The 12,578-nt window shown below is 64.9% G+C and carries 11 protein-coding genes; 6 read left to right on the top strand and 5 right to left on the bottom strand.

Translation table 11 applies throughout. The features are described 5' to 3' along the window. Window positions 1–241: 241 nt before the first annotated feature. From PWP93_RS31405 to PWP93_RS31420, 4 genes are all read right to left on the bottom strand, one after another. Window positions 242–1,534 (bottom strand): TRAP transporter large permease, encoded by a 1,293-nt coding sequence (locus PWP93_RS31405; protein WP_421028071.1) that lies wholly within the window; start codon window positions 1,532–1,534, stop codon window positions 242–244. Next, window positions 1,531–2,082, bottom strand: coding sequence for a TRAP transporter small permease (locus PWP93_RS31410; protein ID WP_421047486.1), 552 nt, complete (start codon window positions 2,080–2,082; stop codon window positions 1,531–1,533). The genes PWP93_RS31405 and PWP93_RS31410 overlap by 4 nt, the downstream gene beginning before the upstream one ends. After that, the gene (gene dctP, locus PWP93_RS31415; RefSeq protein ID WP_421047487.1) at window positions 2,079–3,095 is read right to left on the bottom strand and encodes a TRAP transporter substrate-binding protein DctP; all 1,017 of its coding nucleotides are present in this window, start codon (window positions 3,093–3,095) and stop codon (window positions 2,079–2,081) included. Before dctP ends, PWP93_RS31410 begins: the two co-directional genes overlap by 4 nt. A gap of 82 nt (window positions 3,096–3,177) precedes the next feature. Further along, window positions 3,178–4,758, bottom strand: a complete 1,581-nt coding sequence (locus PWP93_RS31420) for an alkaline phosphatase family protein (protein WP_421047488.1) — start codon at window positions 4,756–4,758, stop codon at window positions 3,178–3,180. A 100-nt stretch (window positions 4,759–4,858) separates the two neighbouring features. Between PWP93_RS31420 and PWP93_RS31425 the strand changes: the two genes are divergently transcribed. After that, window positions 4,859–5,668, top strand: a complete 810-nt coding sequence (locus PWP93_RS31425; protein WP_421047489.1) for an IclR family transcriptional regulator domain-containing protein — start codon at window positions 4,859–4,861, stop codon at window positions 5,666–5,668. Window positions 5,669–5,728: 60 nt separating this feature from the next. On the opposite strand, the gene PWP93_RS31430 is transcribed toward PWP93_RS31425, so the two are convergent. After that, window positions 5,729–6,097 carry a hypothetical protein gene (locus tag PWP93_RS31430; RefSeq protein ID WP_421047721.1) on the bottom strand — a complete coding sequence of 123 codons (369 nt, stop codon included), beginning with the start codon at window positions 6,095–6,097 and terminating at the stop codon, window positions 5,729–5,731. 433 nt (window positions 6,098–6,530) lie between these two features. Between PWP93_RS31430 and PWP93_RS31435 the strand changes: the two genes are divergently transcribed. From PWP93_RS31435 to PWP93_RS31455, 5 genes are all read left to right on the top strand, one after another. Next, window positions 6,531–8,465 carry an SMP-30/gluconolactonase/LRE family protein gene (locus PWP93_RS31435; RefSeq protein WP_421047490.1) on the top strand — a complete coding sequence of 645 codons (1,935 nt, stop codon included), beginning with the start codon at window positions 6,531–6,533 and terminating at the stop codon, window positions 8,463–8,465. 46 nt (window positions 8,466–8,511) lie between these two features. Beyond that, entirely contained in the window at window positions 8,512–9,150 is a 639-nt protein-coding gene (locus tag PWP93_RS31440) for a TetR/AcrR family transcriptional regulator (protein WP_421047491.1), read from the top strand. Window positions 9,151–9,212: 62 nt separating this feature from the next. Next, a complete protein-coding gene (locus PWP93_RS31445) occupies window positions 9,213–10,196 on the top strand; it encodes an MDR family oxidoreductase (protein ID WP_421047492.1) in 984 nt (327 codons plus the stop codon). A gap of 89 nt (window positions 10,197–10,285) precedes the next feature. Next, the gene (locus PWP93_RS31450; protein ID WP_421047493.1) at window positions 10,286–10,927 is read left to right on the top strand and encodes a DsbA family oxidoreductase; all 642 of its coding nucleotides are present in this window, start codon (window positions 10,286–10,288) and stop codon (window positions 10,925–10,927) included. Window positions 10,928–10,986: 59 nt separating this feature from the next. Beyond that, entirely contained in the window at window positions 10,987–12,573 is a 1,587-nt protein-coding gene (locus PWP93_RS31455) for a Na+/H+ antiporter (RefSeq protein WP_421047494.1), read from the top strand. The last annotated feature ends 5 nt before the right edge of the window (window positions 12,574–12,578 follow it).

Here is a 12,578-nt window from a genome sequence, read left to right on the forward strand (position 1 = left end):
TGCGCCATTAACCTGGACGCGCTCGACATCGACGTCGCAAAGATAGTCGCAAGCCACCCGAAATCAGTACCGGATAAGGTCCGAATACGTCATTCGCGAATCGCAAACAATCGGGTCCGGCCGGCCGCCGCGCACGGCAGCCGCGGCACCGCGAGCGCAGCGCGCGGCCCGTGCGGGCGCGGCGCGCCCACCCCAGGACAACTACGGGTAGACGGCCGGGCGCGCGCCTGGCGGTGAGCCTTCAACGCATGAGATGAACCAGCCCGAGCGCCACGCCCGGCACGAGAATGACCACCACGAGCGCGACGATGTTCGCGCAGAGAAACGGCACGGTGCCGCGGAAAATGGTGCGAATCGACAATTCCGGCAGCATGGTCTTCACCATGAACACATTCATGCCAACGGGCGGATGAATCATGCCGATCTCCATCATCATCGCCACGTAAATGCCGAACCAGATCATGTTCGCGCCGAGCGGCTGCACCACCGCCGCGAACACGGGGATGGTGAGCAGCATCATCGCGAGCGCTTCCATGAGCGAGCCGAGCACGATGTAGATGCAGGTGATGACCGCAATCACGCCGATAAGCGGCAAATGCAGCGCGTGAATCCAGGCAACCAGCGTGGCGGTGAGGCCAGAGAGCGTGATGAAGTTGGCGAACACCATGCCGCCGAAGGCGATGGCGAAGATCATCGCGGTGGTCTTGCCCGCTTCCACGAGCGACTCGAACAACAGCGCCCAGCTCAGCTTGCGGCGCAGTCCTGCGAACACGAGCGCGCCGGTCGCGCCTACGCTGGATGCCTCGGTGGCCGTGAAGATGCCGCCATACAGGCCGCCCACCACGATCAGGAACAGCGCGAGCACGCCCCAGATCTTGCCGAGCTTGGCGAAGCGCGTAGGCCAGTCCACGCGCTCGCCGCGCGGACCTTTGGCGGGATCGCGCCGCACCGTCCACCAGATCGAGAGCAGAAACAGCGAGCCCAGCAGCAATCCCGGGCCGATCCCTGCGATAAACAGCTTGCCGATATCCTGATCGGTCAGGACGCCATAGATGAGCAAGGGAAAGCTCGGCGGAATCAGCGCGCCCAGCGTGCCGCCCGAACTCACGCAGCCCGCGGCCAGGCTGTCCGCGTAGCGGTGGCGGCGCATCGGCGGCATCGCCACCTTGGTCATGGTGGCCGCCGTGGCGATCGAGCTGCCCGACATCGAGGCGAAGCCGGCGCAGGCCAGCACCGTGGCGTGCGCGAGGCCGCCCTTGAAATGGCCGATCCAGGCGTTAGCCGCGTCGTAGAGCTCCTCGGCCAGATCGGCCTTGTAGATGAACGTGCCCATCAGGATGAACATCGGCAGCACGGAGAGATTCTCGTTGGCGGCGAGGTCGGCGATCGTCATGCCGGCCATCGCGAGCGCGGGCTCCCAGCCGCGGATCAGTGCGAAAGCGCCCACACCGATGCCGAGCATCGCAAAGCCGAGCGGCACGCCCACGAACGCGAACAGCAAAACGGCGGCGAAGCCTGAAAGTGCGAGTGTCATGGCGTTTCCTTGCGGCCGAGCGCGGCGAAGTGATCGACGGTAAGCGCGAGCAGCACGATCAGCGTGACGCCGGAAAGTGCGCTCATGTAGTAGCTGAGCGGCGCGAGCGGCCACTCCAGCACGGTCGTGGTGATGCGGTTGTTCGCGAGATCGGCGCCATCGCTTGCGAGCTGCCAGGTCATGATGCCCACCGCGGTCACGCTCACGAGCAGCACGAACAGATGTTGCAGCCAGTTGCCGAGGCGCCCGAAGCGCCCGTGCAGCAGGTTCACCGTGATGTGCTGCTGGCTCAGCGTGACGAGCGGAAACGCCGAGAAAATGAGGATCGCCATGGCAAAGCGCACGATCTCGGAGGCGCCGCGGATGGGCGCGGAGAACCAGTACCGCATGAACACATCGCAGAACGTGAGCCCCATGATCGAGAGCAGCACGAGCGCGACCACGCTGCCGAGCACGCGCCGCAGCCAGCGCGAGACAAGGCTCTCGCGTGCGTCCGGGACGATCGCTACGGACGGGTGCAAAACATCGGAAGGTTGACTGAGGCTCATTTTGCCTCCTGCTTTGCTTCGTTGCGGTAGTAGGCGAGCGCGGCCGCGCCGTCCACGTGCAGCCGGTCCGCGCGGGTGATCCATTGCGCGTCCATGGGCTGCGCCAGCGCACGGAGCGCGCCGACGAAGTCCGGTGACGGCGAGATCAGCTTGAGCCCGTTCGCGACGGCCTCCTTGCGGGCAAGCGCATTGGACGCGTCGATCACGGCCATGCGGCGCGCGAACGCCTCGCCCGAAAGCGCGGTGATGGCCGCGCGGTCGGCCGGCGAGATCGACGCCCACACCTGCCGGTTCACGAAGAGCGAAAAGCTCGGCGCGGTGATGCCGCCCGGCACGGTCGTTTCATAGCGCGCATAGCGGACCACGTTGAAGCGCGCAGCGTCCATCTCGGGGATGCCGACGAAGCCGTCAACGGTGCCGCCCGCCACCAGCTCGCTCATTTTCGCGGCGGGGGTGGCCACCACGCCCGCGCCGCCGCGATCCATCAGCGTCGAGGCAACCCCTGGCAGTGCCCAGTATTTCACGCCATGTATCGCCTGAAGCGACGTGACGGGCTGCTTGAGGCTATAGATCTCGCCCGCCGGAAACACCACGAGCGCGAGCAGATGCACGTCGCGATACTCGCCGGCCTGCTCGAAGTACTTTTCGTAAGTCCGCCAGAGCGCGACCGACATGCCCTCGGCGGACGAGGAGCCGAGCGGCAGATGCGCGAGCTGCACGAGGCTTGCCTTATTCTGGATGAGGCCGTTGAAAATGTAGGCGCCATCCACGATGCGCTTGCGCACGACGTCCCATTGCTGTTGCGGCGAGCCGATGCTGGTGGGCGGAAAGACAATCTTCACGCGCCCCTGGGTGACGCGCTCGACGTCCTCGGCCCACGGCCTCATGACCTCGACGTTGAAGATATGCTGTGGCGGCAAAAAGGCGTTGACGACCAGCGTCGTGGCGGCATGCGCCATGACCGGCAACGCCATCGCCAGCGCCACGAGATGGGCTGCGATAAGGCGATACATGATGTCTCCTGCATGTACGAATAGTTTTTACCTGCTCTACCGCTGAGAGGGGCGCGGCGCCCCTTCCTGCCACCGTCCGCCGCTACCAGTCGCCGAGCAGAATGCCGCCCTTCTCGGACACTTCCGTCCAGCGCTCGACGAAGCGCGCGGGCGCGGTCTGCCGCAAGGTGCGGTGGCGCAGCCAGTCGAACAGACGCTCGTGCATCTCGGCGCGCACGCCCGCGTGTTGTGCATCGCGGCCCAAGTCGTTCAGCTCGTCGGGGTCTGCCGCGAGGTCGAACAGTTGCGGCGCAAAGCCATCGTAATGGATGTATTTCCAGCGGCCGTCGAACACCATGAAGCAGCGGCAGCCGTCGAGATCGCGGCCCAGCAGCGTGCGCGTGCGCGAACGGAACGAATAGTCGAACTCGCTGAAAACGGCATCGCGCCACGTCACGCCGGTTGTGCCATGCAGCAGCGGCTGCAGCGAGCGCCCTTCGACGATATGACCGGGAATCTCCACGCCCGCCGCATCGAGGAACGTGGGCAGCAGGTCGATGGCCTCGACGAGCCGCCGCTCGACCGTGCCGCGCGTGGCGTCGGCCTCGGGGCGCGGATCGACGACAATGAGCGGCACGCGCGACGACGCATCGTGAAAGAGCTCCTTCTCGCCGAGCCAGTGATCGCCCAGGTAATCGCCATGGTCGCTCGTGAATACGATCATGGTGTCCTGGTCGCGGCCGGTTTCGCGCAGGAACGCGAACAGGCGGCCGAGGTGGTCGTCGATCTGCTTCACGAGCCCCATGTAGGTCGGGATGACCGTCTCGCGCACCTCGTCGCGCGCGAAGCTCACGCTCTCGTCGTGCTGCATGAACGCGCCGAACACCGGATGCGGATGCTCGCGCTCGTCCAGTGTGCGCGTGGCGGGCTTCACGTCCTCGGGGCCATACATATCGTTGTACGGCGCGGGCGCCATGTACGGCCAATGCGGCTTGATCAGACTCAGGTGCAGGCACCAGGGCGCGTCGCCCTGCTCGCGGATGAACGCCATCGCCCGGTCGATCATATAGGGTGTTTCCGAGTGCTCCTCGCTCACGCGCGCCGGTTTGGACGCGTGACGCATCTTCCAGCCGCTCAGGATCTCGCCGTCCTCTCCCTGCGCCGAATTTGCATAGTCATGCCAGGGATTGTCGCCCTCGTAGCCTTTGCGGCGCAGGTAATCGCAATACGGCGTTTCGACGCGAGCACCGAAGAGGCCGGGGTGAATGCCGTCGTCGCGATCGAACGGCTCGAAGCCGCACTCCTCCACGAGCACCGCGCCCGGCGATTCATGGGTCATGCCGAGGCGCTGCATGCCGGCCTTGTCGGCAACCATGTGCGTCTTGCCCGCCAGCGCGACACGCATGCCGCGCGTGCGCAGGTAGTCACCGAGCGTCAGCTCGCCAACGGGCAGCGGCACGAAATTCCAGTACGCGCGGTGGCTCGCCACGTAGCGGCCCGTGTAGTACGACATGCGCGACGGCCCGCAAACCGGGCTTTGCACGTAGGCGCGCTCGAAGCGCACGCCGCGCCGCGCAAGCGCATCGATATTGGGCGTTTGCAGCGTCGGGTGGCCGTAGCAGGACAAGTAATCCCAGCGCAGCTGGTCGCACATGATGAACAAGATGTTCTTGACTGTCTCCATCGCTTGTCTCCTTGAGTTAAGGCAAGCGTAGAACAGCCCGGATGCGCAACCCAGCAATTTCTGAGATGATTTCACCCAGTGAAACGCAACGGATTCAGCCATGTGGTCCCCGAAAGTCAAGACGATCGACGCGCTCGAACGAGGCCTCATCACGCTCAAGACCCTGCAAGAGTTGCAGGCCGCGAGCCTGCACGATTTGCATCTGCACACAGGCATTCCGAAGGCCACGCTGCTGCGCATTCTTCTGACGTTGGAACGGCAGGGGCTGATCTGGCAGCGGCTGGCCGACGGGCTGTTTCGCCCGAGCTACACGTTGCAGGCGCGCGCGCGGCGCATCGATCGCGTGGATCATTTGATCGAATGCGCGGCGCCGGAGTTGGACCGGTTGCAGAGCCGCATTCTCTGGCCATCGGATCTCGCCGTGCGGCGCGGCACGACGATGGCGCTGTGCGAGTCGAACCGCACACGCTCGTACTTTCTCGTCAACCGCGACAAGCTCGGCTATGAGATCAACATGTTGCGCTCGGCAGTCGGACGCGCGTATCTGGCGTTTTGCCCGGATGCGGAGCGCGAATCGCTGCTCGAAGCGTTGCGCTCGGGCCAGCGGCCAGGCGACGAGCGGGCGCATGACGGGCGTTATGTCCGGCAGTTGGTCAACGAAACGCGGCGGCGCGGGTATGGATCGCGTGAGCGCAATTTTGGCGGGTCGTATACCCAGTCGCGGGCGCAATACAACGACGGCTTGTCTGCGCTTGCCGTGCCGATCGAAGCGCCCGATGGTTCGATTGCTGGCTGCGTCAATATCGTCTGGTTCGAACGGCTTTTCAAGGTCGAGGATATGGCCGCGCGCCATCTGGACGATCTTCGGGCCGCCGCCGGGCGGATCGGGGCGCGCTTGAGCGTCGAGTAGGCGGGTTATGGCGGCTTGCTGCTGTTTCGCGGGACGTGGCGTTTTGCGAAAGCCACAAATTCAGAGCTGGGCCTGGCACAGCGACATCATGCGCTGCACCATGGTCGACGCCTCGTTGAGCTCCAACTCATTCGTAAACAGCACCGAGACGCTGGAAAGCCGCACGGCAATACCCGCGCCAAGCAGATCGCGGCTTGCGATCTTGAGCGCCAGCTGGCCAAGGCGAACGCGATCGAGCCAATGCATCGTCAGGCCGCCCTTTTGCAGCCATTCGCGGCAGCACGAGACGACGTGATCGACGCGCCATTCCTGAGTCAACGCGTAAGACGACGCGGCGATGGCCACAAGGTAGCAAAGCAGGTCCGGGCGGGCGCTGCTCGCTTCGACGAATTCCGTTTTCACTGGCTTGCTGTCCCTGTTTTCAGACATGGATTCCATACCTATGGCCGGACCTGCCAAAAGCAAGCATTTTGCATCGAAACGGCCCGCGCCGGAGCATCGGTCCGCCAACATTTCTTCACGCGAAAAATTGGCGTAAACGAAATGCAATAGAAAATCCGCGCATGTCCAATGAGTTAAATCCCGTTGATAACCCCGGAATATACCCTACGTCGGGCCGCATGCCTTTCCTGGTTTTGCCTTCGGCCCGGGCACGTCAATTGCTTACGCACCCTGTCGCCGCTCCGATCGATTAAAGGAAAAAAAATCCAGCCGCCGATTAAAACCAGTGACACGAATATTTAGAAACATGAGCCAGTGCCGCTGATTTCGTTAAGCAACATGCATCGCGCATTGCCCTGTCGCAGCCGGCAAGCCCAGCCCGTCGACGACATTCGAACTCGTTGTATCCGGAGTTTTTTTCATGAAGAAGAACAAAAAGCACCTTGGCGCGCTGCTGTCGGCCGCCATTTTTGCCGTATTCGCCGCCGCGCTCGCCCCTGACGCACAGGCGCAGCAATACACCACCGACTGGCTCGCCAACACCTACGGCACACTCGCGGCACATGTGGGCAATGGCGCACGCTCGATGTGGGTCGCGCCCGAAGGCGTCATTTACACCGCATCGTTCTGGGACGAGAACGAAGGCGGCATGGCCATCTATCAGAACGGCAAGAGCATCGGCTCGATCGGCCTGCATAACGAATTCCAGGGCGGCGCCATCACCGGCAACGCCACCTCGATCTTCGCGGCCATGCAGGCCGGCACCGCCTACGGCAGCGGCACGGTCGGACGCTACAACCGCGCGAGCGGCCAGCGCGACCTCACCATCAGCGTGAGCGCATCGACATCGGTCAGCCGCGCCGATGTCATCACAGGCCTGGCCACGCAAAACGCGCTGCTCTACGCGAGCGACTTCCCCGGCAACCGCGTGCGCATCTTCACGACCGATGGCGCATGGCAGCGCGACATCCCCATCGCGAGCCCGGGCGCGCTCGCGCTCGACAGCGCGGGCAACGTCTGGGTCGCGCAGAAGGGCGCGGGAACGATCGTTGAATTCAGCCCCGCGGGCTCGCAATTGCAGACGATCCAGATGCCGGCGGGCGCGCAGCCCTCCGCGCTCTACTTCGATGCATCCACAGGACTGCTGATGGTGGGCGACGAAGGCCCCGACATGAACATCAAGCTCTATAGCCTCGCGGGCACGCCCACGCTCACGGGCATCTTCGGTGTGACGGGCGGCTACCTCGACACCACGACTGGCACCAAGGGACAGGTAGGCGCCAAACGCTTCACGCGCATCACGGGCATTGGCAAGGACACGGCCGGCAACCTTTATGTGCTCAACAATCCGTGGGGCGGCGCATGGGACCTCGGCCGCAACGGCGGCACCGACATTCACGCCTACGATCCCAACAGCAATCTGCTCTGGAAGCTCCAGGCGCTGAACTTCGAAGGCGTGGCCGCGCCCGATCCGGCCACCGACGCCGCGCTGTTCTACACCGGCACGGCGATCTTCACGGGCACGGCGGGCGGCACCTTCGTCGCCAATACGGTGGATCCGCTCACCTACCCGAACGATCCGCGCCTGAACATGAACGACACGCAACGCGACGAGCACTTCGGCCAGCTCGTCTCGGTGGGCGGCAACCGCATTCTCGTGGCGTCGGGGCAGAATCCCGCGATCTTCTACTTCTTCCACTTCAATCCCGCAAGCGGCTACATCGCGATTCCCGACGGTTCATTGCCCGGCCCGCTGTTCAAGACGACGATCTCCGTCACGGGCGGCTTCTGCATCGACAGCAAGGGCGACGTGTGGGCCGGGCTCGACCGCACGAACCACATTTACCGTTACCCGCTCACCGGTTTCGACGGCACTGGCAAACCCTCATGGGGTCCCGCCATCACCATTTCGACGCCCGTGAGCGCGCGGCCGATCACGCGCATCGTCTATCAGCCGGAAAGCGACACGATGATCCTCGCGCAAGGGCTGGCCGGAAGCTGGGACTGGACCGCCATGAACGGCCATATTGAGGTGTATCACGGCTGGGGTGCGGGCAATCGCACGCCGGGACCGGTCATCAACCTCACCAGCGCCAATCCCAAGTCGATGGCGGCAGCGGGCAATTATCTGTTCGTCGGCTATGTGCATACCGTGCCGAATGTCGACGTGTTCGATCTCACGACAGGCCAGCAGGTCACCACGCTGATCAATGCAAATCCCGGCGCCATGGATGTGGGCAACGACGTGGATTCGATGTATGGCCTGCGTGCGTATTTGACTTCGACGGGCCAGTACGTGATTACGAAGGACAATTACAACGGCAGCAGTGTTGTGGTGCACAGGTGGACGCCCTGAAACGCAGGCATTGAATTTTTGAGACGATCGGTCTAATATCGCGTTCGTGAATGCTCCGACCGTCAAGCCGCGCCGCGGCCGCCCGCCGAAAGACCCGCGCGCTCATGCCGACACGCGCGATCTGCTGATTCGCGCGGGCCTGGAAATGCTGACCGGGCAAAGCTTCGCCGCCACCGGGCTCGACGCCATGCTCAAGCGCGCCGGCGTTCCGAAGGGCTCGTTCTATCACTACTTCGAGAGCAAGGAAGCTTTCGGCCGCGACCTCATGGCCGCTTACGATCGCTACTTCTGCGCGAAGCTCGACCACTGGCTGCTCGATGCAACGCGTCCCGCGCTGGAGCGGCTCGGCGCATTCGTTGAAGACGCGAAGTCGGGCATGGCGCGTCATGACTTCACGCGAGGCTGCCTCGTCGGGAACCTGGGGGTGGAGGTCGACGTGCTTCCCGAAGACTTTCGCGAGCGCCTGGAAGGCGTGCTGCAAGGCTGGCAGGCGCGCGTGGTCGCGTGCCTGCGCGAGGCGCGGCGCGAAGGCGCGATTCCGAAGCCGACCGATCTCGACGCCCAGGCCGCATTCTTCTGGATCGGCTGGGAAGGTGCGGTGCTGCGCGCGCGACTCGTGCGCAACGCCGCGCCGCTCGATACGTTTTTCCGGGGTTTCATCGCCGGACTCAATGCCACGCGGTAGCGGATCAACGAAACGCTTCGCCACGCGCCCTTTTTCTCTTTCATTTCATCACCGAGGCCCTCATGTTCAAAGCCATTCTGGTTGATAAGGAATCCGGATCATACGCGGCGCGCGTTGCCGAACTCGACGAATCGCGCCTGCCCGACGCGGATGTTCTCGTCGACGTGCAATACAGCACGCTTAACTACAAGGACGGGCTCGCGATCACCGGCAAGAGCCCGGTCGTGCGCAGCTTTCCCATGGTCCCGGGCATCGATTTCGCCGGCACCGTCGCGCAAAGCGCCGACCCGCGCTATGCCGTGGGCGATACGGTCGTGCTCAACGGCTGGGGCGTGGGCGAGCAGCACTGGGGCGGTCTTGCGCAAAAGGCCCGCGTGCGAGGCGACTGGCTGATTCCGCTGCCGCGTGGCCTGAGCGCGCGCCAGACCATGGCGATCGGCACGGCGGGCTATACTGCGATGCTTTGCATTCTCGCGCTCGAACGCTACGGGATCGCCCCGGACCATGGCGACGTGCTCGTGACCGGCGCGAGCGGCGGCGTCGGCAGCTTCGCGATTACGCTGCTGGCACGACGCGGCTATCGCGTGGTGGCCTCGACCGGCAAGCTTCAGGAAGCCGCGTATCTGCAGCAGTTGGGCGCGGCCGAGGTCATCGACCGCGCGACGCTTGCCGAGCCGGGCAAGCCGCTGCAAAAGGAACGCTGGGCAGCGGCCGTCGATTCGGTCGGCGGCCATACGCTCGCGAACGTGTGCGCGAGCCTGCGCGCCGATGGCGCCGTGGCGGCCTGCGGCCTCGCGCAAGGCATGGACTTGCCCGCCACGGTTGCGCCGTTCATCCTGCGCGGCGTGAGCCTCATCGGCATCAACAGCGTGACGCGGCCCTTCGCCGAGCGCCAGCAAGCGTGGCAGGCGCTGGCCGAAACGCTCGATCTGAACGCGCTCGACACCATCACGCGCGAGATCGGTCTGGCCGACGCCATTCCGGCCGCGAGCGATTTGCTCGAAGGGCGCGTGCGCGGCAGGCTCGTCGTCGATGTGAACGCTTAGGCGCTCGCGCGAGCGGCGCGGCTTGCATCATGGTCGGCGAGGACGTGCGAGAATCCTGGGCATACGTCCTCCCCTCCCTCGGAAACGCCATGAAACAAGCGCTGCAAATCGACTTTGTCTCCGATATCGCCTGCCCCTGGTGCGCGATCGGCCTGTCCTCGCTGCTCCAGGCGCTGAAGAATCTGCACGACACCGTCGACGCCACGCTCGCCGTCCACCCCTTCGAACTGAATCCTGATATGGGGCCGGGCGGCGAAACCATCGTCGATTACCTCGGCAAGAAATACGGCCGCACGCCGGAGCAAATCGCGCAAACGCAGGAGGCGATTCGCGAGCGCGGCGCCAGCGTGGGCTTCACGTTCGGGCCGCGCACGCGCGTCTACAACACTTTCGACGCGCATCGCCTGCTGCATTGGGCCAGCCTTCGGGGCAAGCAGTTGCCGCTCAAGCTCGCGCTGCTGCGCGCCTATCACGGCGAAGGCAAGGACACGAGCGACCACGACATGCTGGTTCAGGCCGCGCAATCGGTGGGACTGGACGCCGACGAGGCGCGCACCGTGCTGCAAAGCGGCGCCTATGCCGACGAAGTGCGCGCGGAAGAACAGCACGCGCAGGCGATGGGCATCCAGTCGGTGCCGGCCATCATCCTCAACCAGAAGTATCTGGTGAGCGGCGGCCAGCCCGTCGAAACATTCGAGAACGCCATCAAGCAGGTGCTTGCCGAAGGCTGAAGCCGCCTCGCCGATCCATTGAATCGATCGAATCGATCCGGCATTTCACAGGGGACACCATGTCGGCAGTCTCGGCATTCAAGCTCGTGCTGCTTTCGCTCATCGCCATCATCGCGCTGGAGCTGCTTGCCAAACGCCTGCGCCTGCCGCCCGCCGCGGCGCTGCTGGTGGGCGGCGCAGCGATGGCGTTCGCACCGGGGCTGCCGCCCGTCGTCATCGATCCCGACCTCGTCCTCATCGTGTTCCTGCCGCCGCTCCTGATGAACGGCGCCTATTTTTTCGTCTGGGCCGACTTCAAGCGGCATATCACGCCCATCCTGCTGTACGCGATTGGCGCCGTGGCGTTCACCACCTGGGCTGTCGGCCTCGTCGCGCACTGGATGGCGCCCGGGCTGCCGTGGGCCGTGTGCTTCGCGCTGGGCGCAGTGGTCTCGCCGCCCGACGCCGTGGCCGCGAAAGCCGTGCTCGAACGCCTCGCGCTGCCGCGCCGCCTGATGGTGCTGCTCGAAGGCGAAAGCCTGCTCAACGACGCGGCGGGCCTCGTGCTGTTCCGCCTCGCCGTGGCCGCTGCGCTCACGGGCGCGTTCAGCACGTCGGGCGCCGTGCTGAGCTTCTCGGGACTCGCGCTAGGCGGCATCGCCATCGGGTGGTTCGTCGGCTATCTCACCATCAACCTGCTGCGGCTGCTCGACGACGACTATCTGATCATTACCGCCAGCGTCAGCGCCGCGTGGTTCAGCTACATCGCCGGCGAAATGGCCGGCGTATCGAGCGTGATCGCCACCGTCACGTGCGGCATGTATCTGGGCTGGCATCAGCACGAGGTGTTCTCCGCGCGCGTGCGCATGCGCGGCACGGCGTTCTGGGAGGTGCTCGTGTTCGTGCTCGAAGCGCTGGTGTTCGTGCTGATCGGCCTATCGCTGCGCGGCGTGATCCACCGGCTCGGCGGCGCGGGCGAGGCGTTCGCGCAACTCGGCCCGGCCGCGCTCGCCATCGTTGCGGCGGTCGTGCTGTCGCGCTGCGTGTGGGCGTTCGGGCTGGAGACGATCCGCGTGCTGGTGCATCGCTTTGCGCCACGCCGCATCGCGGCCGCCGATTTGCGCTCGGCCGCCGTAGTGAGCTGGGCCGGCATGCGCGGCGTGGTCACGCTGGCCATCGCGCTCACGCTGCCCGAATCCTTGCCCGGGCGCGATCTCATCCTGTTCGCGGCGTTCGCGGTGATTCTCTTCACGGTGCTGCTGCAAGGCCTCACCATTGGCCCGCTGATCCGGCTCGTCAAACCGCTGCAGGACGAAGACGCCAACGCCCGCTACCTCACCGAGCCGCAAGCATGGGCAAAGCTGCTCGCAGTGCAGCTTGAAGCCATCCAGCCGCTCGTGCACGGGCCGGACGGCAGCGTGATTCACCCGCGTCTGCTGGAGCAGTACACGTATCGGGCCAATCTCTCGCGCACGTTCGAGAGCGCACCCGCACTGCCGAACGATGTGCGCACCGCGCATTACGACGTCGTGCTTGCCGCCGTGAGCGCGGGCCGCGCGGAAGTGTTGCGCCTGCACCGCGCGGGGCTCATCGACGATGCGATGCTGCATATGATCGAGCGCGACCTCGATCTCGAAGAGGTGGGCGCGCAACATTCGCGCGGGTGAGGCAA

Origin of the sequence: Paraburkholderia sp. A1RI-2L, from assembly GCF_048957375.1 — a bacterium.
Taxonomy (GTDB): Bacteria; Pseudomonadota; Gammaproteobacteria; order Burkholderiales; family Burkholderiaceae; genus Paraburkholderia.

Excerpts from the sequence above, each read along its gene's own strand:
- PWP93_RS31405 (WP_421028071.1), bottom strand. The coding sequence starts at position 1,534 with ATGACACTCGCACTTTCAGGCTTCGCCGCCGTTTTGCTGTTCGCGTTC.
- PWP93_RS31410 (WP_421047486.1), bottom strand. The coding sequence starts at position 2,082 with ATGAGCCTCAGTCAACCTTCCGATGTTTTGCACCCGTCCGTAGCGATC.
- dctP (WP_421047487.1), bottom strand. The coding sequence starts at position 3,095 with ATGTATCGCCTTATCGCAGCCCATCTCGTGGCGCTGGCGATGGCGTTG.
- PWP93_RS31420 (WP_421047488.1), bottom strand. The coding sequence starts at position 4,758 with ATGGAGACAGTCAAGAACATCTTGTTCATCATGTGCGACCAGCTGCGC.
- PWP93_RS31425 (WP_421047489.1), top strand. The coding sequence starts at position 4,859 with ATGTGGTCCCCGAAAGTCAAGACGATCGACGCGCTCGAACGAGGCCTC.
- PWP93_RS31430 (WP_421047721.1), bottom strand. The coding sequence starts at position 6,097 with ATGTCTGAAAACAGGGACAGCAAGCCAGTGAAAACGGAATTCGTCGAA.
- PWP93_RS31435 (WP_421047490.1), top strand. The coding sequence starts at position 6,531 with ATGAAGAAGAACAAAAAGCACCTTGGCGCGCTGCTGTCGGCCGCCATT.
- PWP93_RS31445 (WP_421047492.1), top strand. The coding sequence starts at position 9,213 with ATGTTCAAAGCCATTCTGGTTGATAAGGAATCCGGATCATACGCGGCG.
- PWP93_RS31450 (WP_421047493.1), top strand. The coding sequence starts at position 10,286 with ATGAAACAAGCGCTGCAAATCGACTTTGTCTCCGATATCGCCTGCCCC.
- PWP93_RS31455 (WP_421047494.1), top strand. The coding sequence starts at position 10,987 with ATGTCGGCAGTCTCGGCATTCAAGCTCGTGCTGCTTTCGCTCATCGCC.